The following is a 20,814-nucleotide window of genomic DNA, read 5'->3' on the forward strand; positions in this document are numbered from 1 at the left end:
CAAACCCTGTGTAAACGGACTCATATGCAAAAAAACGCGCTATAGTCAAAAACACCAAGCGCAGACTATCGCCTTAGCCAATTAGAAGATATATGACCACCACCGAAACAATCCGACTCTTGATCCTCAACAACCAGCGCTCAGAAGCCGAGCGGCTGATTAGTATGTTGCATGCATCCGGCCACCCTTGCCGCGCACAACATGTCGAAAGCGAAGAGGCACTGGTAAAACTCCTGCAAGAGCAAAGCTGGGATTTGTTAATTGGCCATAGCAACACCACAGCGCCAACACCCCAAACTGCCATCAAACAAATCCGCCGCCTGAATAAAGATGTCCCTGTTATCCTCCTCTATGAAGAAGATGAAGACGAAAGCCCGTTTGCCGTAGTAGAAGGACTGCGCATGGGCGCAACCGATGTGATTAATCTGGACGATGACCAGCATTTGCTGCTGGTGATTGACCGCGAGCTGGCTAACCGCGAACAGCGTCAGGCGCGCCGCAACACCGACCGCCGCTTTCGCGAGGCAGAGCGCCGCAGCCAGCAATTGCTCGATAGCTCGCGCGATGCGATTGCGTTTATTCAGGATGGTCTTTATCTCTACGCCAACGAATCCTTTGCCGAATTATTTGGCTATGAAGACAGAGACGATATTGAAGCCATGCCGATCATGGACATGGTGGCCAAAGGCGATCAGGCAAGACTGAAAAATTTCTTAAAAGATTTCACCTTCAAAGGTGAAGAAGCAGAATCCAGTTCGTTGAGTTTTACCGGCATCACCCAAGAGGGTGAAGAGACCCATATCGATCTGGAAGTGTCACTGGTCACCTATGATGAAGAGCCGTGCATACAATTCCTTGCGCGCGCTGCAACAACGGTTATCGCCAACCCCAACAACGAAGAACTGGAAGCGCAGCTCAAGCAAATTAAATGGCAGGATTTGGTCACCGGCGTTTACAACCGCCAGTACTTGATCAACCAGCTCGACCACATCATCGATACTGTTGATGAAAAACAGTATTACTGTTTGTTTTACATTGAATTGGATAATTTCAGCGAGCGCGTGAAAAACACCTTTGGTGTTGCCGGTGCCGATCTGGCCTTGATTGATATAGCGACGTTATTGCGCGCCAAAGTGAATACCAGCGATACCATTGCCCGCTTGGGTGACTCCACCTTCGCCATTATCGCGCCCAACGTAAAAGCCGATGCCGCAGTCAACCGCGCACAACAGATTTGCAAAGATCTGGAAGCGCATATCATCGATATCGATCACAAAACCCTGCAGATCACCTGCAGCATTGGTATTTCACTGATTAACGAAAATACCACCAGCACCAACACAGTGATTGAACAAGCGCGTGCGGCAATGGAAAAGGTGCTCGCCGCAGAAGGCAATAGCGCCCAGCTGTTCGAGCCGGATGCCCCCAAAATCGATCTTAAAATTGATATTGCCAGCGCCATTCAACATGCACTGGACAATGACCGTTTCCGTTTATTGTTCCAACCCATTATCAGCCTGCGCGGCTCTGACGAAGAATATTACGAAGTCTATTTGCGCATGGTGGATGAAAACGGCAACGAAATTTCACCTAACCACTTTTTGGAAGCCGCAGCCAATATGAGCGCTGCTACTAAAATTGATCGCTGGGTGATTTTGGAATCAATAAAAATGTTGTCGCAGCATCGCGCCAAGGGCAACAAAACCAAGTTGATCGTCAACATTGGCCGCCAATCGCTGTGCGATGAATCACTCGTCCCTTGGCTGGGTGTTGCCTTCAAAGCGGCAAAACTCAGCGCCGATTCAATCGTGTTTCAGGCTCAGGAAATTGATGTCACCAACCACTTGAATGCAGCCAAGCACTTTGCAGAAGGGCTGGAAAAAATAAAAACGCATTTTGCGATCAGCAACTTTGGCTGCTCACTCAATCCGTTCAATACCCTTGCACATGTTCCCGCCAACATGATCAAGATCGATGGCTCTTTCACTACCGATATCCAAAACAATAATGAAAGCCCGGAAACGCTGATCCAACTGATTGAAAAATTGAACGGTGAAAGCAAAATCACCCTTGTTCCCTTTGTGGAGAACGCCAGTGTACTGTCTACCTTATGGCAAGCCGGTGCGCATTACATTCAGGGGCATTATTTGCAAGAGCCAAGCCACGGTATGAATTACGATTTCAATATGGAAACCTAAGGTGTTAACAGATAGAAGCCTCAGTTCTTAGCAAGCAAAACTGAAATCGTTACCCCAAAAAAAACAAAAGCCGTATTGGACATCCAATACGGCTTTTTAATTGGTGTGCGTTTTAAATTAATTAGACAACACACTGTCGCGCTCGCGGAAACCCAACAGATACAAAATCGCATCCAAGCCCAAATTAGAGATTGCATGTTCTGCCGATGCTTTCACCAAGGGTTTTGCACGAAAGGCGACACCCAAACCAGCGACGCTCAACATCGGCAAATCGTTGGCACCATCGCCCACGGCGATGACTTGTTCTAACGTAATACCTTCCTGTTTTGCCAACATCGCCAATAATTCTGCTTTGCGCTGGCCATCGACAACAATACCTTTTACTTCGCCAGTGACCTTGCCATCGACAATATCCAACTCATTGGCATAGACATAATCAATACCGAGTTTGGTTTGCAGATAGCGACCAAAGTAATTAAATCCACCCGATAAAATCGCGGTTTTGTAACCGAGCTTCTTGAGCGATGAAATTAATTTCTCTGCGCCTTCGGTGATACGCAATTGCGCTGCAATACCTTCCAATACCGATTCATCCAAACCTTTAAGCAACGCCATGCGCCGCGCAAAACTTTGTTTGAAATCCAATTCACCGCGCATCGCCGCTTCGGTAATTTCCGATACCTGATCGCCCACACCGGCAGCTTTGGCCAGCTCATCAATGACTTCGGCTTCAATCAAGGTGGAATCCATATCGAAGCACACCAAGCGGCGGTTGCGGCGATACACCGTATCGCGCTGAAAAGCGACATCGATATTCAAACGCGCGGACAGCTCCATGAAATCAGCGCGCAAGGCAACTAAATCTGCTGGTGCTCCGCGCACCGAAAACTCAACACACGCGCTGCCTTTGTGTTCATCGCCCGCATCCAGTGCCGCAAGCGACACGCGGCCAGACAAACGGCTGATGCTGTCGATATTCAACCCATGTTTGGAGGTGATAGAAGTCAGCTCGGCAATCATGTCGGCATCTATCTGGCGCGCCAGAAGAGTCACAATATGGCGAGTCTTGCCTTGCTGTTCTGTCCAGTGTTCGTAGCTTTCAGCCGTAACAGTTTGGAAACGCACCTGAATACCCAGAGGCTGGGTCGCCTGTTGGATTTGCTCCAGCAATTGCGCGCGCTTTTCTGCTTCTATGCGCAATTCAACCAAAATGCCGAGTGCGAGGGTATCGTGGATTACCGCTTGGCCAATATCGAGTACACGCGCACCGTAATGGGCAAGTACATGGGTAATGGCACGGGTAACGCCGGGTTGATCCTGACCTGAGGCGTTAATCAGTAAAAGTTCGTTCACAGTTTTCTCTCATGACCGGGCATATCCGGATCAAAATGGGCGGAAGCCAGATAGAATACGGGCGCGCTTGCGCAAAGACGCGCATTCTAGCGGAATTAACCGCCGCCCACAGCAGCTTCTGCCAGCTGTTTTTTGCCGCGACAAGGCGCTGGATACCACTGCAGCGCGGCTTAGCACACCCATAGAACTTAGGCTAGAATGCGATTCCACACGACAACCGCCAGCAACGATAAAACTGCAGCGGTTTGCAGCCACTGACTCTGGCAGGAACTGGAGTTACACCATGAACGCACAACAAGGGCACGGACTTAACAAACAATGGCATTGATCAAAACCTACCGCACTTATCCGCAGCTGACACTCTGCAGCCTGCTACTTATCGCTCTGGGCGCATTTGGCGCATGGGCTTATCTTCACAACAGCGAGCAAAACCAGCGCGAACAAATCGAGCACTATGGTCAGGTACTGGCCAACAGCGCTGCACGCCAGGCCGTTAATGCGACTCTGCAACAGGATCTGGTCAGCTTGCAAGCAATTCTGCTGGAGGTGGGGCAATACCCTAATGTGATCGGCACGACTATCCACAGCGTGGAAAATAAATTGCTGGTGCAAAACGGTTTCAAACCCAATCAGGTAATTAAAGGTCGCCGCTACGATTTTTCTGCGCCAATTGCGCTGCACAATAACGTTGCCGGTTATTTGGAAGTAACGCTGGATGTGCCGCGCTTCAGTGAGCGCGATTACCGCTTTTTTATGTTGTGGATGGCCGCGATATTTTCATCGCTGCTCGTGATTTGGTGGTCAATCCAACGCCAGTGGTGGTCGCAGTTAAAAGATAAATTACCCACCACCAGCGAGATAGTAACCGCAGTGGTAGAAAAAATGCCCACCATTGCCGAAGCCCCCGAACCAGAGCCCGAATTGCCCAAGGAAGTCTCTGTGCGCTTGAGTCTGGATATCGTGAATATGGGCAAGTTGTATCAGCAATTAAACAGTGAAAGCTTCGCCAATGTTTTGCGCCGTTTTGAAAAACAATTGCAGGGCGTACTCAATTTATACAGCGGCCAGCGACAAATGTTATCGGGCGAAACCCTGATTATCGATTTCACCGGTGAAGCTTTTTATGAGTGCAGCTTCCGCGCCGTGTGCGCTGCGCAATTATTGCAAAATCTCACCACCAAAAACCCCAGCCCACGTTTGCATTTGGCTGCCGCAGTGCACGAGCTATCGGCACCGGTTAGTTCTAACAAATCACTGTTAAAAGATTTTGTGGTGCAGCACAACAACCATTTAAAACCCGACAAAGGCGAAATTTTAATTAGCCAGCGTTTGATTGATAACGACCTGCAAGAGCACTTGGACATCGTCAGCGACAGCGGTAAATTAATCGGTTTAAAAGCACCTTATGCTTCGCTTCTTGCCAAGCAAGAAGAGCAGCTGGTAACCGCCGCCGCAGGAATCTAAAACACACCGGGATACGCTGTGAAGGATGACCAATGAATAACGCACTTTGCCCTACAGTAAAAATTGAACATTTATTGGTGCATAAATTAGTGCGTAACACGCAGCAAGTTGTTCTGAACAACATCAACCTGAGCGTATATCCGGGGCAAGTAATTGGTTTTATCGCTGCAGCTCACGTCCATCAACAACCCAAAATACTTTGGTGGGGTATCTCTACCCTATTTCTGTTTTATGCAGGGAGCCTTCTTCAAGGCTGGCAGGGATCTATAGGTTTTAAAGAAAGCCATTAATAAAATCAAAAGCTGGATTCCTGCTAGCGGGAATGACGACGGATAAAAAAATTCAGCTTCGCTCACTGTCACACACCTGCAACATTTTCATCACATAACCGTCACCGATTAGTCATAGCCTTGCAGTATCCCCCATCGCAAGGTTGTGACTGCCATGCTTAATATCGAACACTCCATCACTACCAAATTTCCCGGGTTTACCCAGCAATCGCCCATTGTGCGCAACTCAACGCTCAGTATTTTGCGCAAGCTCACCCACGAGAAAGAAATCAATGCCTTTTTGCGCGAGCACGAAGGTAATCGCGGCATTGATTTTATTGACCGGATTTTTGAGTACTTCAATTTCAGTTACAGTATTTCCCAGCGCGAGCGCAATAATATTCCCGCACAAGGGCGGGTGATTATCATCGCTAACCACCCAATTGGTTCACTCGATGGTTTGGCCTTGGTGCGCTTGGTAAGCGAAGTGCGCAAGGATGTCAAAATCATCGCCAACGATATGCTCATGGCGTTTGAGCCGCTGCACGATTTATTGTTGCCGCTCGACAATATGACCCGCGCCGCTTACAAACAAAGTTACAAAAATATCCTGCAAGCACTCAATAACGACGAAGCGATTATTATTTTCCCTGCAGGGGAAGTATCGCGCGCAAGCCCTACCGGTATTAAAGATGGCAAATGGCAGGCGGGATTTCTACATTTTGCGCGCAAAACCAAAGCGCCACTGTTGCCGATATTTGTCTCTGCCAAAAATTCTATGCTGTTTTACAGCGCCTCTATGATTTTCAAACCCCTGGCGACAGCTCTGCTTGCCCACGAAATGTTTAACAAGCGCTCGGCAGAAATTAAATTCCGCGTGGGCGAGTTAATTCCATACCATGCACTGGAATCAGACCAGCTCGCCGATAAAGCCTTGATCAAGCGCTTGAAGAAACATGTTTATAAAATCGGTAAAGGCAACGCATCCAAAAAAAATCGCACGCCTGTGTTTGTGACGGAAAAAACCATCGCCCATCCGGAAGACCGTGCAGCACTGAAAAAAGAATTAAAAACAGCGCAAGTGATTGGTAACACACGCGACAACCATGTGATTTATTTGTGCGATTACAACCAGCACCCTGTTGTGCTGCGCGAAATTGGCCGCTTGCGCGAGCAAACATTCCGTTTGGTGGGTGAAGGTACGGGCAGCCGCCGCGATCTGGATAAATACGACCACTACTATCGCCATTTGGTATTGTGGGACGAAGAAAAACTGTGCATTGCCGGTGCATACCGTTTAGGTGAAGCGCACAAACTCATCAAAAAGAAAGGTGCCAATGCGCTCTACACGGCCGAGTTGTTTGACTTTAATCCGTCGCTCACACCTTATCTGGAACAGGGGTTGGAATTAGGGCGCAGTTTTGTTCACCCGGATTATTGGGGCAAAGCCAGTCTTGATTATTTATGGCAAGGTTTGGGCGCGTACTTATCGCATCACCCACACGTGCGTTTTGTGTTTGGCCCAGTCAGCATGAGTGCGCACTATCCAAAAGTGTTGCGCGATTTATTGGTGTTTTATTACGAGCGCTACTACTCAGTAAAAAACATCAATGATGAGAGCCTTGCGGAAGGTAAACACCCGCACGAAATAGAAGAAGATATGTTAATTGAATTGCAAAACCGTTTTGCCAAATTAGACAGCGAACAAGGCTTTGATGTACTGCAAGAAGAATTTAAAAAACACGACTGCAAAATCCCTGTATTGTTTAAACAATATGCAGGCTTATATGAAGAAGGCGGCTACCATTTGCTCGGTTTCAGTGTGGACTCTGAATTTGGCAATTGTGTAGATGGTTTGTTTATGGGCGATTTAAGTTGCATGAAAGCCGCTAAACGCGCGCGTTATTTTTCGGTGCCAGATCAATCGCCTGCAAGCGAAAAATCACCCGGCTGAAACCAATAGCGTGCATTTTTTTCATCGGCAAAATCGGGCAGGTAATGATTAGGAACGACCAGCAAGCGCTTGACCACTGTTGCTTGCAGTGGAAAAGCGCGGCGGGTATGTTCATGCTGCTGCATATAGGCTAACAATTCGCCATCATCAATCATTTTTTCCAAGCCATCCTGTAACCATTGCGCCAATTGTTTGTTGCGTGGATGCACATAAAAATACGCGGCGAACGGGTAATACAGCATTAAGGGCTCATACACCATCAGCTCTGGATACGTATCGGTGCGATTGGCCAACTCAATTTTTCCCTGATGAAAACCGCGCGGATAATAATCACAGCGCCCCGCCACCAACAATTTAAATAAACTTTCGTAATTGACGCTGGTAACTAATGGCAGCTTGGCCGTACGCAATATTTCAGTATCGCCCCACTGCGCGCCCTGGCATGCTTTAAACTTGCGCAGATCAGCAAGCGTGTTGATCGCATCAAACTCAGCCACACGGGATTTGCGAATAATAAATTGGCGATACCCCACCAATCCGCGCTCAAGCGGGATAGGCACAACCAATAAATTGCGCGCGCGTTCCTTGCTGCCACCCAGCCAAAGAATATCAATGCGCCCGGCTCTGAGCTCACGCACCATGCGGTCTTCTGCCATCGCAATGGTTGTGACTAACGGCGGTACTGCGCGGCCATTCGCTGTTTTTTGCAGCGCTTTTTGCAGCAGTCCGGAAAAATAAAGATACGCGGGGTCATCCATCGCGCGCGGCTTGGCAATGCGCAATTCGCTCAACTCTTCCGCTGAAAGCAGTAGCGGCAATAGCAAGATCAACCCACAGATTCTGACAAGCCAAGGCTTCATAACATGGTCCACAGTATTGGCAGTGGTTATACAACATCGCTTTCACACTGCTCATTATTATCAAGTGTTGCAATCGTCCGGAAAGTATAGGTTAATCCGTGCCATTCACTCGAACATTCCTCTAAAAAGACAGAGCAACTTATGCATATCCATATTCTCGGTATTTGTGGCACCTTTATGGGCAGCCTTGCACAACTCGCCAAAGAACTTGGCCACCGCGTCACCGGCAGCGATGCCAATGTTTACCCGCCCATGAGTACACAACTTGAACAAGCGGGCATTGAATTGATTCAGGGATTTGACCCAATTTATTTGCAAGCACCACACATGCAAACACCGCCCGATCTGGTGATCATCGGCAATGCCATGAGCCGCGGCAATCCGAGTGTGGAATATGTACTCGATAAAGGTATTCCCTACACCTCCGGCCCGCAGTGGCTGCGCGACCATGTGCTCCAAGGCAAATGGGTATTGGCAGTAGCAGGCACACACGGCAAAACCACAACCTCTTCAATGCTTGCGTGGATTTTGCAATACGCCGGCATGGAACCCGGTTATTTAATTGGCGGCGTAACCAAAAATTTCCCCACCTCTGCACGCTTGGGCGGCACACCGTTTTTTGTAGTGGAAGCCGATGAATACGACAGCGCCTTTTTTGATAAACGCTCCAAGTTTGTTCACTACAATGCGCGCACGGTGATTTTAAATAATCTTGAATTTGATCACGCCGATATTTTCCCCGACCTCGCCGCCATCCAAAAACAATTCCATCATTTGGTGCGCACCGTTCCCAACAATGGTTTATTAATTTCGCCAACCAATGACAAAGCCCTCGCTGAAGTAATCCAACAAGGCTGCTGGACACCGCAACAACAATTTGCGGTGATTGATAACGAACAAAATGAGCAAGAAAATGCTGCCGAATGGCAAGCAAAATTACTGGCAGCAGACGGTTCATCATTCGCTGTGCTGCATAACGGCGAAGAAGTCGCACAAGTACATTGGGCGCAAACCGGCATCCACAATGTCAATAACGGACTCGCCGCAATAATTGCCGCACGCCATGTTGGTGTAACACCGGAACACGGCGCAAAAGCACTTGAGCAATTTGCCGGTGTAAAACGCCGCATGGAAATATTGGCCGATGTGCACAGCGTAAAAGTCTACGACGACTTCGCTCACCACCCTACCGCCATCAAAACCACCCTCGCCGGTTTACGCGCAAAAGTCGGCGACGAAAAAATTATCGCCGTCATTGAACCCCGCTCCAACACCATGCGCATGGGTGTTCACAAAAACGCCCTCAACCAAAGCGTGACCGATGCCGACGATGTTCTGTGGTATCAACCCGCCAACGTAGATTGGGCAATGGACGAAGTCGTCAACAAAAGCCCCGTCCCCGCAAAACTTTTGCGCGATTTAGATGAATTAATTCACTGCGCGATTTCACTGAGTGAGGCCAATACACATATTGTGATTATGAGTAATGGCGGGTTTGGTGGGGTGCATCAGAGGTTGATTGAGCAATTGAAGAAACATGTGTTGTGATTGAATTACAATTTGTATGGTGGGTGGAGCGTTAACGATACCCACCGATTCATTTGAACAATATGGATATCACATGAAAAACGAAGACAAAACCACACCCCTTGAAAAGTTAGGTTATGGATTGAAATATACACTCGCAATTATTGTTGCAATTCTAGCCATATGTGCTCTTTGCTTTATATTTATAAGTATCACTACGTACTTCGCACCTCCATTACAACCCATGTTCGATCAAGAACGGTTAGGGCAGCTTGGAGACTTTTTAGGCGGAACTCTTAATCCAATTTTTGGATTTGCAACTGTATGCCTACTGCTGTGGTCGGTATTTATTCAAAGAAAGGAACTATCGTTAACGAGAGATGAACTCAAAAAATCAGCTGGCGCACTAGAAAACCAATTTAAATTAGCCACCGAAGAATATAACAGGAAGCAACTTGACGACCTACTCAAGAGGAAAAAAGAAGAGGATGTTAGATTACGAAATTTAAAATTCAAACCCTTTGGCATCAGCATAAAAATAAATGAAAACGATACCATTCACTACACCTTCTCCGACATTGGCTCACTCATCAATTCGCAATCAGTTGGAAAAACGACTTTTGAAAAATTTACTCCTCTCATCATAGAAAACATGATGAAAGAAACAACGAAAAGCCATGAACTTATTGATAGGCGGAACATATTCTTGAGTTTTAAAGAAAACACAATGAATCTAATTGCGATAGAAATTGAGCTATTGAGAATCACAAACATACAACCAATAAAAGATCAATTGAGACATGATGCAATTCAAAAAGCAAGAGACCTGCAAAAAATCCATCTCTTAGATCACAATGACCTTCGAGAAATTAGCCTTACAGTAGGAAAGGTGCACTCAGAAAAAAAACATATAATTTCTTCATGCTGATATTGGTTTTTCTTATTCTGCATACCTTCATCATCTACGGTTATGTTATTGGAACAAGCATTGATGGGGTTTAAAGATAAATATCCCATCAAATAGGGCGCAGCAAGCAGCGCCCCTACGGGTGCAATGTTATTTGTAGGGGCTCCACTTGCTGCCCCTTGTCATTAAAACCACCCACTCCCTTCAATTCCCCCTCCTCCCCCTATATCATTACCACTTCTGCAAAAGATCGGTCATTACCAGCAACAGTGCCAAAGAGCCTGATTTAAAACCCGTTGTTTATTTTTAACAGAGAGCTTTTGCCATGAAAATTGCATTAATGAACGAATTCAGCCAAGCCACTAAAAACGCGATTGTGTTGCAACAGTTGAATGAGGTTGCGGCCGTACAAAACCACAGTGTATTTAACGTGGGCATGTGCGATGACAATGACCATTACCTGACTTACATTCATTTGGGCGTGATGGCCAGCTTGCTGCTTAATTCCAAAGCCGTTGATTTTGTGGTGAGTGGTTGCGGTACTGGCCAAGGGGCGATGATGTCGCTCAATGCTCACCCGGGTGTATTCTGCGGTTACTGTATAGAACCTACCGATGCCTATTTGTTTGCGCAGGTGAATAACGGCAATGCTTTAGCACTGCCCTTTGCCAAGGGTTTTGGTTGGGGTGCTGAACTGAATATCCGCACTATTTTTGAAAAAGCATTTACCGGTGTGCGCGGACAAGGTTATCCGGCGGAGCGCCGTGAATCGCAAGTGCGCAATGCGGGAATTCTTACCAATATTAAAATCGCCACTGCAAAAAACTACTTGGATGGGCTGCGCGCCATTGATCCGGAAATTGTGAAAACAGCAGTCACTGGCGAGCGTTTTCAAGCGTGCTTTTTTGAAAACTGTCAGGACGACAGCATCCGTGCATTTGTGAACGACGTATTAGGAAAATAAATTCCTCTGCAAACCTCCCCCTTTGTAAAAGGGGGAGCAAGGGGGATTCTCTTTTTCTGTAAACATATCCACCACAATCTGAGGCGCATGACATGACTCAATTAAAACCACGCTCAGTGACTCTCGCAATTACCGGCGCATCCGGTGCGCAATATGGATTGCGTTTACTGCAGTGTTTGCTCGCAGCAGATTGCAAAGTCTTTTTGATGATTTCCAGCGCCGCTGAAGTGGTGATACGCACCGAAACCGATTTGGATTTGCCACGCGATTTGGAAGACCAGCAGGCAATGCTGTGCGATATGTTTGATGCCGATGAAGAACAATTGCAATTGCTCGCCAAAGACGATTGGTTTGCTGCAGTGGCATCGGGTTCAAGCTCGCCCAGTTCAATGGTGATTTGCCCTGCAAGTGGCGGCACCCTATCGGCCATTGCCCACGGTGCCAGCAATAATTTAATCGAACGCGCGGCAGATGTCGCACTGAAAGAGCGGCGTAAATTAATTGTAGTGCCGCGTGAGACTCCCTACTCTGAAATTCATTTGGAAAACATGCTTAAGCTAACGCAAATGGGTGTAGTGGTATTACCGGCGAGCCCCGGCTTTTATATGCAACCGCAATCCGTTGAAGAGCTGGTGGATTTTATTGTCGCGCGCATTTTGGATCAGCTCGGCGTACCGCAAGATTTAATGCCGCGCTGGGGCGAAGACTAATATCATGATTAATTTACCCAAAAAAGTCCGCATTGTTGAAGTTGGCCCGCGCGATGGTTTACAAAATGAAAAGCAAGCGATTCCCACTGCAGCCAAAATCCAACTGATAGAAAATCTTGTCGATGCAGGATTGAATTACATCGAGGCCGGTAGTTTTGTAAACCCGAAATGGGTACCGCAAATGGCTGATAGCGGCGAGGTGTTTTCGGGTATCGCGCGCAAACCGTATGTAACTTACGCAGCACTCACGCCGAATTTACAAGGTTATGAACGCGCTGTTGCGGTAGGCGCGAATGAAGTAGCCATTTTTGCAGCGGCATCAGAAGCCTTTAGCCAAAAAAATATTAACTGCTCTATTGCAGAAAGCATTGCGCGTTTTGAAGCGCTGATTAACACAGCAAAAGCACAACACATTCCTGTGCGCGGTTATATTTCCTGCGTACTTGGCTGCCCCTATTCAGGCGAAGTTGATGCAAATCAGGTTGCCAGCATCGCAAACGAATTGCTCGCGCTGGGCTGCTATGAAATTTCACTCGGCGATACTATTGGCGTTGGTACAGCGGGGCAGACTAAAAAACTCATTGAAGCCGTTGCGCGCAACATTCCCATCCAAAAAATTGCAGCACATATGCACGACACTTACGGCCAGGCACTCGTCAATATTTATGCGGCATTGGAAATGGGCGTAAGCGTGATCGATTCCTCTGTTGCAGGCTTAGGTGGTTGCCCCTATGCAGCAGGTGCAACCGGCAATGTCGCCACAGAGGATTTGGTTTATTTATTAAACGGTCTCGGCATTGAACACGGAGTTGATTTGGATAAATTAATTTATGCTGGCAACACTATTAGCGCAGTATTAAATAAACCGACTAATTCAAAAGTTGCGAAAGCAAAAAGCAAATCCCCCTAGCCCCCTTTTTCAAAGGAGGAATTGTTACTCCCTCCTTTTTGGAAAGAGAGGGTCGGGGAGGGATTAAAATATCGAGGTAAACATGACAAACGAAATTGAACACGAAATCAACTTACAAACCGCCCAAATCCCATGGCATGAACTGCAACGCTTTTTCGCCGGCGGCAATGCTATCGCCGTTGATGCCAACTTGGATTTAACTCACGTCGCGGCACAAATCGTCGCCGATAATACGGCACAAATTAAAGAATGGATGGAGGCAGGTTTGGTTGACGCGGTAAAGGATTCACAGGCACAACAATGGTACGAGCAAGGTGCCCTGGTATGGGCAGTGGTGATAAAACCTTGGGTGCTGGTGCAACCTGTTCGCTGAATAAACAATGCATATTCAAACCACTTAAAATGTGCTACGTAAAAGCAGCTATAGTGAATTCATAGACTAATAATAAACGCGACCAGACAACAAAGAGGACACGGAAAAATTGAAAAAGGGCCCAACACAAGCTGAGTTAGAAAATCTCATACAGCTCATTAACAATGGACGCAATATTGACGCCGAAACAAAAGCACACGAGCTCAGCAAGCTACACCCCAAAGCAAACATAGTCTGGAAAATATTAGGGGTTGCCCGCGCAAGGCAAGGCCGAACTACCGATGCAATCCCTGCTATGCAGAAAGCTACCCAACTGGAACCAAAAGATGCAGAGGCGCAACGAAACCTTGCCCACCTCTTTCAATCAACTGGCAACCTTAGCCAAGCCGAAATACACTTCAGCAAAGCAATTACACTAAACCCGCAGGATTTTGATTCCAGCATCTCGCTTGCAAAAATATTACACTCGCAACAAAAATACAGCGATTCTGAAAAAGTATGCAAAAAATTCATCACATATAAATACGACAGCCCGGAAGTTCATTTTCAATTAGGGCTTGCATTACTCATGCAAAAAAAACCTCACGACGCTGAAAGCAGCTTCAGAACTACAATACTGCTCGCTCCATCAATGGCCGAAGCACATAACCATCTTGGAATTTCATTAAATCATCAAAAAAAATATGCGGAAGCAGAAAATAGCTATCGCCAAGCAATTCATTTAGATCAACACCTTACCAGCGCTTATTGCAATCTGGCCTTTAACAGCGCCGCTCAAGACCGTTTTATCGAAGCCGAAGAGGCTTACCGCAAAGCAATAGAAATCAACCCGGGCGATGTTGTAGCAATGAATAATCTGGGAATTATTTTGCAAAAGCAGGAAAAACCGGAAGATGCCAAAATAGTAATAGAGAAAGCGCTTAGCCTAAATCCACAATGGCCTCATGCACACAATACTCTAGGCAACATCTACAAAGATCTTGGCGACATTGAAAGTGCACTGGAGCACTACAAAAAAGCCATTACTATTTCACCAACCGTTTCGCTGGCACATTACAGCAACTATTTACTTTTCACTGGCTATCACGCCAAACTTTCACCCGAAGAATTTTTGCAAGAATCTATCCAATACGGAAAATTAGCATCTGCCCAAGCCAAACTAAAATACACCTCATGGTTGTGCAAAAACCCAAATAAAAATGCAGGATCAAAGATTCGAATAGGTTTTGTATCGGGTGATTTCCGCAGACATGCAGTCGCATCGTTTTTAGAAAACATGCTTCGTCATTTCGACAAAGATAAATTTGAATTAATTGCTTACCCGTCCCACCATAAAGAAGATGATATTACTGAATTGCTAAAGCCTCATTTCATCAAATGGCAGCCAATCCATGCAAAAAGTGACCTGGATGCAGCCAAACTGATTCACCAGGATGCACCGCATATTTTATTCGACCTATCCGGGCACAGTGCACACAATCGCCTGCCCATGTTTGCTTATAAGCCCGCTCCTATTCAAGTGACTTGGGCTGGATACCCTGCTACAACAGGCTTGCCGGAAATGGACTATATACTCGGTGACAAAATTGTAATTCCTGGCGGATCCGAGCATCAATTCACTGAAAAAGTATGTCGTTTCCCGGAGATTGGCGGCTGCTTTTCTCCACTGATCGAAGATATTCCTACTGTAACACCACCCGTATTAGCGAATGGTTACATTACTTTCGGCTGTTTTAATAATTTAATAAAAATGAATGATAATGTTGTCGCCACCTGGGCGAAAATATTGTTCTCAGTACCAAATTCAAAACTTCACCTTCAATCACAGCAATTAAGCGAAGAGTCCGTCATACAATCTACTTATCGCCGCTTTGCTATCCACGGGATTATTCCACAGCAACTCATTTTAGAAGGCAAAACATCGCGCCAGGATTATTTTAGGTCCTACAACAAAATAGACATAGCACTGGACCCATTCCCCCGAACTGGCGGCACCACGTCTGCTGATACTTTATGGATGGGAGTCCCTGTTCTCACACTAAAAGGATATGATTATTGGTCGAGATTGGGCGAATCAATTACACACTGCGTCGAACAATCCGAATGGATTGCAGATAGCACTGATGACTATATTAATAAAGCCATTTTTTTTGCTGGCAATCTGGATTACCTTACCAAAAATCGTGAAATATTAAGGGATAAAGTAATCGCATCACCATTATTTGATGCACCCAGATTCGCACGAAACTTTGAAAAAACCATGCTGCATATCGTTGATAACCACTATTGCAACATCAATGTATAGAGGCAACGCTATCCCTCATGAACAACGTTGATTGATTTCAAGAAAGTAATAATGGATTATTTTGCTCAATAACATTAATACACCTCAGTTTTACTTACAAAGGAATCCGCTATGAACCTGACTGCTTCCGGTGTCGCCCTGCGATTTTTATTTGCCTTACTGCTCGTGTTACTAAGCTATAACCCGAGTGGATATTCTTTTTTTCATTGGGTGTATAACAGTATCCATCACATTACTCCTTATATTGTTATTGCCGGGCTTATCCTACTGATTGGCTGGGGGGTTTACATCAAAGCAACACTCAACTCTCTTGGTATTGTCGGCATTGTTGTATTGGCTGCGTTATTTGCGAGTTTGATGTGGCTATTTATTTACTGGGGCTTTTTAAGCGTTTCCGATATTTCAGCAATGGCTTGGGTGATTGAAGTTTTACTTGCAGCACTGCTTGCAGTCGGTATGTGTTGGTCGCACTTCACTCGCCGCATGAGCGGGCAAGTGGATGTAGATGAGATTGAGGAAAAGTAAAAAACCGGCGAAAGCCGGTTTTTTTAACGATTAAACATCTCCCAGTTTTCCTGTTTTTTCTTTTCGCTTTTACGCAACAACACATAAGTTGCGCCCACCCAACCGTGGCGTTTTTGTGCGGAGTGAAAAGCCATTACTTCATTTAATTGCGGCAACCAATGCGCGATGCAACTTTTTAATTGCGCCGGTTGTTCGCGCCCTTCGCCTTTGCCGTGGGTAATCAACGCGCAGCGTATATCGTTGGTCATGCAGTCTTTGATAAATTGAAAAACGGCATTACGCGCTTGATCGACCGTCATGTTGTGCAAATCAAGGCGCGCATCAATTTGATATTTACCCATGCGCAAACTGCGGTAGACGCCGTTTTGTACTCCATCGCGCTTGAATTCAATCACCGCGAGTGGGTCAAGCGGTTCTATGTATTCGCCCGAGAGAAAATTTTTATCTTTTTCCAGTTCTGCCGTCGCGGCTTTGCGGCGGGGTTCAATGCTGGTTTTATCCTGATGCGGGGAAGCGAGCACCACTTTTTCTTCCACTTTAATGGGTTTCACACCCTTCATTTGGGAGAGGAAAAAATCGGCATCTGACGGGTTATTGGTAGACATAAGCGGACATCTGAACGGCGATAAAGGGTTGAAATTGTAAAACAAAAAGCCGCCCTTGTGAGGCGGCCTTTGTTTTACGCATCCCGGATCAATCGGGATGAATTCTATTGCACTGACGATTACTTATTGGCGCGATTGGCAATAAGCTCATTCACTACCGCTGGATCTGCGAGCGTTGAAGTATCACCCAGTGAATCCAGTTCATTGGCAGCGATTTTGCGCAGGATGCGGCGCATGATTTTGCCGGAACGGGTTTTTGGCAGGCCGGGTGCCCATTGGATAACATCCGGACGGGCAATGGCACCGATCTCTTTCACCACCAACGCCAGCAATTCTTTTTTCAATTCATCGCTCGGTTGCTCTCCTGCCATCAGGGTGACATAGGCGTAGATACCTTGGCCTTTGATATCGTGCGGGTAACCGACTACCGCAGCTTCTGCCACTTTGTCATGCAGCACCAGCGCACTTTCCACTTCCGCAGTGCCCATGCGATGGCCAGACACGTTGATTACATCGTCTACGCGGCCGGTAATCCAGTAGTAGCCATCAGCATCGCGACGCGCGCCGTCGCCAGTGAAGTAGTAGCCGGGATAGGTGCTGTAGTAGGTGTCGATGCAGCGTTGATGATCGCCAAATACCGTGCGAATCTGGCTTGGCCATGCGGCCTTAATGCAGAGATTGCCCTCGCCCGCGCCGACCACTTCTTTGCCTTCGGCATCCAGCAATACTGGCTGTACGCCAAAGAAGGGAACCGTGGCTGAGCCGGGTTTGAGGTCAATCGCGCCCGGTAATGGCGTGAGCATGTGTGCGCCGGTCTCGGTTTGCCACCAGGTATCCATAATCGGGCAACGGCTGTCGCCCACTACGCGGTAGTACCATTCCCACGCCTCGGGGTTGATGGGTTCGCCCACGCTGCCGAGGATTTTCAGGCTGGCGCGCGAGGTCTTGGTGACAAACTCATTACCTGCGCCCATCAGTGCACGAATCGCGGTGGGCGCGGTGTAGAAGCTGTTTACACCGTGTTTGTCGATCACTTGCCAGCAGCGTGAAGCATCGGGATAAGTGGGCACACCTTCAAACATCAGCGTGGTCGCGCCATTGGTGAGCGGGCCGTAAACGATGTAACTGTGGCCGGTCACCCAACCGACATCGGCGGTACACCAGTAAACATCGCCTTCCTGATAATCGAACACGTATTTATGAGTCATAGCCGCTTGCAGCAGGTAGCCACCAGTGGTGTGCAATACGCCTTTGGGTTTACCAGTAGAACCTGAGGTGTAGAGGATAAACAGCGGATCTTCCGCATCCATCACTTCCGGTTCGGATTCATTTGATTGACGCTCAACCAGATCTTCGTACCAGAAATCGCGTTTTTCATCCCAGGCGATATCGCCACCCGTGCGCTTCACCACGATGCATGTATGCACGCCAGGGCATTGTGCCAAGGCGACATCGGTATTCTTTTTCAAAGGAACACGCTTGCCACCGCGTAGACCTTCGTCCGCCGTAATCACAACCTGACAGTTGGCATCCTGAATGCGGTCTTTCAATGCTTCAGGCGAGAATCCACCGAATACGATGGAGTGGATGGCACCAATACGGGTACAGGCGAGCATGGCGTAAGCCGCTTCGGGGATCATAGGCATATAAATACAGACGCGATCACCCTTTTTCACACCGCGCTCACGCAGTGCATTGGCGAGGCGACAGACCTGATCATGCAACTCTTGATAGGTAATAAATTGGTCTTCGGAAGGGTCATCCCCCTCCCAGATAATCGCCGTCTGCTTGGCACGCGCCGGTAAATGACGGTCGATACAATTCACGCTGACATTCAGCTTGCCATCAACAAACCAGGCCACTTCACCTTTTTTGAGATCGCTTTTGGTGACTTGCGACCAAGGCTGCTGCCAGGTCAGGAAGGTTTTTGCCTGCTCCGCCCAGAAAGTATCGGGGGCATTGATTGATTGGTCGTACATTTCCTTATAGCGCGCCAGATTGATTGCCGCCTTGGATTTAAAACTTTCAGGAACCGGATACAAGTGAACGTCTGACATGCTTATCTCTCTTTGCCTTTATCTTGTTATTACATCAGGAGGGCAGTAACGGATGAAAACCGGGACAGCTTAAATCCGCACTTTCGATAGAGGCCAAGCTTAGCAGGATTGAGGTTCAAATCTCAATGACAACGTTGTCCAATACAGTGCAAAAAATGAAATTTCCGCACCGGGATGAGGCGTGAAAAATCCCCCACCCACTCGCTCATCATGGCTTTCTGATGCCCGGGCCTTCGCGATCTAACCGCTCCAACTCTTTTGCGTAAGCTTCCATATCTTCCCAATCAAACGCCGTACCGGCGTTGATATGATCCGGTTTCAGCGCACGCTGCTTGGCATTCTCTTGCAGCGTATGCTCTTTTTCCGGCTCGTCATCAGCCTGTTGCAACCCCTCAAAACGCTTGAGGATATCGTCTGCTTTTGTGGACATAAACGCCTCTTTGTAAAATCCAGCACCAAAAAAAAGGCCGCTGGGCGACCTTTTCTTTATACGTAAGCAATCGCCAATCAGGCTACTTGCATGGGAATCGTATTAGATGTTCGGTTCACCGTATTATCTTCGTTGAGATACACCAGCTTTGGCTTGTGGTTGAGCAACTCAGCTTCGGTGAAATGGCCATAAGTAGCGATAATCACGCGATCGCCCACTGCCACTTTCCGCGCAGCAGCACCGTTCATAGAGAAGGTACCTGAACCGGGTTCGGCAAGGATGATATAGGTGTGGAAACGCTCACCGTTGTTAACGTTGTATATATCAATTTGCTCGAACTCACGCATACCGGCAAGAGCCACCAGGTCGGCATCAATCGCACAGGAACCGTCATACCAGAGCTCTGCCTGGGTCACGGTTGCCATGTGTAACTTGGCTTTAAGCATATGTGAAAGCATGGAATCCTCCGGGGAATCACTTGAGTAGCTTGCTAACAACTAGCCAAGAACTACCGAAACGTTGTCAATTAACCGCGCGCCTTGCGTATACATGGCGCCGAGTATAGTGATCTCCCGATCATCGTGTGCCGCCATTTCCAGCGTGCGGCTGTTGCAAATACTGATGTAATCCACCCGAAACCCGCTCGCTTCTATTTGCGCACGCGCTTCGTCCACAAGCACTAAAAAATCGCGGCGACCATCAATTATCGCCTGCTTGATTGCATTCAAACTGCGGTTGAGCAACGCTACTTTAGGGCGTTCATCCGCAGTGATAAAACCATTGCGCGAGCTCATGGCTAAACCATCGGCTTCGCGGAAGATCTCGCCCGCAGTAATTTTAATGGGGATACACAGGTCTTCCACCATGCGGCGGATCACTGCCAACTGTTGGAAATCCTTGATCCCGAATACTGCTTCATCCGGTTGGACAATATTAAACAACTTGGTGACTACGGTTGTCACGCCCTCAAAGTGACCGGGGCGACTGGCACCGCAGAGTACATCGGTCATAGTAGGCACTATGACGCGCGTCTGCTCGGCCATACCATTAGGGTAGATTTCCTTTTCATCGGGGCAAAACAAGTAATCGCAGCTAACCGATTCCAGCTTGGCAGTATCGGCCGCCAGAGTACGCGGATACTTGTCCCAATCTTCATTTAAACCGAACTGCAAGGGGTTCACGAAGATGCTGGTGACCACTACATCGCAATTCTTCTGGGCGATTTTGACCAGTTCGAGATGGGCGTTGTGCAAGTTGCCCATGGTCGGCACAAAACCTATGCGCTTACCGGCTTTGCGCTCGGCAGCCAATTCTTCTCGAAGGGATTGGATATGGTGAAAAACCTGCATATTCATGCCTCACTCTGCCCATCAAACAGGCTGGGATTCGGGCGCGCGATAATA

19 protein-coding genes are annotated in these 20,814 nt (G+C 47.5%); 12 read left to right on the forward strand and 7 right to left on the reverse strand.

The annotated features are described in order from the left end of the window. Window positions 1-92 precede the first annotated feature (92 nt). Window positions 93-2,198: an EAL domain-containing response regulator gene (locus tag VC28_RS11015; protein WP_049630681.1), complete on the forward strand. Its 2,106-nt coding sequence runs from the start codon at window positions 93-95 to the stop codon at window positions 2,196-2,198. A 117-nt stretch (window positions 2,199-2,315) separates the two neighbouring features. On the opposite strand, the gene serB is transcribed toward VC28_RS11015, so the two are convergent. Continuing rightward, the gene (gene serB / locus VC28_RS11020) at window positions 2,316-3,551 is read right to left on the reverse strand and encodes a phosphoserine phosphatase SerB (RefSeq protein ID WP_049630682.1); all 1,236 of its coding nucleotides are present in this window, start codon (window positions 3,549-3,551) and stop codon (window positions 2,316-2,318) included. 318 nt (window positions 3,552-3,869) lie between these two features. Here serB and VC28_RS11025 point away from each other — a divergent pair, with 318 nt between their 5' ends. From VC28_RS11025 to VC28_RS11035, 3 genes are all read left to right on the forward strand, one after another. Continuing rightward, window positions 3,870-5,015: a hypothetical protein gene (locus VC28_RS11025; protein WP_049630683.1), complete on the forward strand. Its 1,146-nt coding sequence runs from the start codon at window positions 3,870-3,872 to the stop codon at window positions 5,013-5,015. 32 nt (window positions 5,016-5,047) lie between these two features. Continuing rightward, on the forward strand, window positions 5,048-5,305 hold the full coding sequence (locus VC28_RS11030; RefSeq protein WP_049630684.1) for a hypothetical protein: 258 nt from the start codon (window positions 5,048-5,050) through the stop codon (window positions 5,303-5,305). 154 nt (window positions 5,306-5,459) lie between these two features. Beyond that, window positions 5,460-7,238, forward strand: a complete 1,779-nt coding sequence (locus tag VC28_RS11035; RefSeq protein WP_049630685.1) for a bifunctional ornithine lipid synthase OlsF — start codon at window positions 5,460-5,462, stop codon at window positions 7,236-7,238. Here the strand turns inward: VC28_RS11035 and VC28_RS11040 are convergent. Then, a complete protein-coding gene (locus VC28_RS11040) occupies window positions 7,205-8,098 on the reverse strand; it encodes a substrate-binding periplasmic protein (protein ID WP_053094191.1) in 894 nt (297 codons plus the stop codon). The genes VC28_RS11035 and VC28_RS11040 overlap by 34 nt on opposite strands. Window positions 8,099-8,239: 141 nt before the next feature. On the opposite strand from VC28_RS11040, the gene mpl reads away from it, so the two are divergent. The 8 genes from mpl (at window position 8,240) to VC28_RS11080 (ending at window position 16,319) form a co-directional block, all read left to right on the forward strand. Next, complete coding sequence (gene mpl, locus VC28_RS11045) at window positions 8,240-9,646, forward strand: UDP-N-acetylmuramate:L-alanyl-gamma-D-glutamyl-meso-diaminopimelate ligase (protein ID WP_049630686.1); 1,407 nt, start codon at window positions 8,240-8,242, stop codon at window positions 9,644-9,646. 73 nt (window positions 9,647-9,719) lie between these two features. Continuing rightward, window positions 9,720-10,553: a hypothetical protein gene (locus tag VC28_RS11050; protein WP_049630687.1), complete on the forward strand. Its 834-nt coding sequence runs from the start codon at window positions 9,720-9,722 to the stop codon at window positions 10,551-10,553. A gap of 304 nt (window positions 10,554-10,857) precedes the next feature. After that, window positions 10,858-11,496 (forward strand): RpiB/LacA/LacB family sugar-phosphate isomerase, encoded by a 639-nt coding sequence (locus VC28_RS11055; RefSeq protein ID WP_049630688.1) that lies wholly within the window; start codon window positions 10,858-10,860, stop codon window positions 11,494-11,496. A 92-nt stretch (window positions 11,497-11,588) separates the two neighbouring features. Then, the gene (locus VC28_RS11060) at window positions 11,589-12,206 is read left to right on the forward strand and encodes a flavin prenyltransferase UbiX (RefSeq protein WP_049630689.1); all 618 of its coding nucleotides are present in this window, start codon (window positions 11,589-11,591) and stop codon (window positions 12,204-12,206) included. A 7-nt stretch (window positions 12,207-12,213) separates the two neighbouring features. After that, complete coding sequence (locus tag VC28_RS11065; RefSeq protein WP_049632350.1) at window positions 12,214-13,116, forward strand: hydroxymethylglutaryl-CoA lyase; 903 nt, start codon at window positions 12,214-12,216, stop codon at window positions 13,114-13,116. A gap of 82 nt (window positions 13,117-13,198) precedes the next feature. Further along, the gene (locus VC28_RS11070; protein ID WP_049630690.1) at window positions 13,199-13,489 is read left to right on the forward strand and encodes a DUF2288 domain-containing protein; all 291 of its coding nucleotides are present in this window, start codon (window positions 13,199-13,201) and stop codon (window positions 13,487-13,489) included. 109 nt (window positions 13,490-13,598) lie between these two features. Continuing rightward, window positions 13,599-15,794, forward strand: coding sequence for an O-linked N-acetylglucosamine transferase family protein (locus tag VC28_RS11075; protein ID WP_049630691.1), 2,196 nt, complete (start codon window positions 13,599-13,601; stop codon window positions 15,792-15,794). 111 nt (window positions 15,795-15,905) lie between these two features. Then, window positions 15,906-16,319 (forward strand): DUF6524 family protein, encoded by a 414-nt coding sequence (locus tag VC28_RS11080; RefSeq protein ID WP_049630692.1) that lies wholly within the window; start codon window positions 15,906-15,908, stop codon window positions 16,317-16,319. Between the two features lie 23 nt (window positions 16,320-16,342). Here the strand turns inward: VC28_RS11080 and smrA are convergent, their stop codons facing one another. From smrA to panC, 5 genes are all read right to left on the reverse strand, one after another. Then, the gene (gene smrA, locus VC28_RS11085; protein WP_049630693.1) at window positions 16,343-16,924 is read right to left on the reverse strand and encodes a DNA endonuclease SmrA; all 582 of its coding nucleotides are present in this window, start codon (window positions 16,922-16,924) and stop codon (window positions 16,343-16,345) included. A 119-nt stretch (window positions 16,925-17,043) separates the two neighbouring features. After that, window positions 17,044-18,981, reverse strand: a complete 1,938-nt coding sequence (gene acs / locus VC28_RS11090) for an acetate--CoA ligase (RefSeq protein WP_049630694.1) — start codon at window positions 18,979-18,981, stop codon at window positions 17,044-17,046. A 208-nt stretch (window positions 18,982-19,189) separates the two neighbouring features. After that, entirely contained in the window at window positions 19,190-19,411 is a 222-nt protein-coding gene (locus tag VC28_RS11095; RefSeq protein ID WP_049630695.1) for a hypothetical protein, read from the reverse strand. A 77-nt stretch (window positions 19,412-19,488) separates the two neighbouring features. Beyond that, complete coding sequence (panD, locus tag VC28_RS11100) at window positions 19,489-19,869, reverse strand: aspartate 1-decarboxylase (RefSeq protein WP_049630696.1); 381 nt, start codon at window positions 19,867-19,869, stop codon at window positions 19,489-19,491. Between the two features lie 39 nt (window positions 19,870-19,908). Further along, complete coding sequence (gene panC, locus VC28_RS11105; RefSeq protein WP_049630697.1) at window positions 19,909-20,760, reverse strand: pantoate--beta-alanine ligase; 852 nt, start codon at window positions 20,758-20,760, stop codon at window positions 19,909-19,911. Window positions 20,761-20,814 lie beyond the last annotated feature (54 nt).

The organism is Cellvibrio sp. pealriver (genome assembly GCF_001183545.1).
Lineage (GTDB): Bacteria > Pseudomonadota > Gammaproteobacteria > Pseudomonadales > Cellvibrionaceae > Cellvibrio.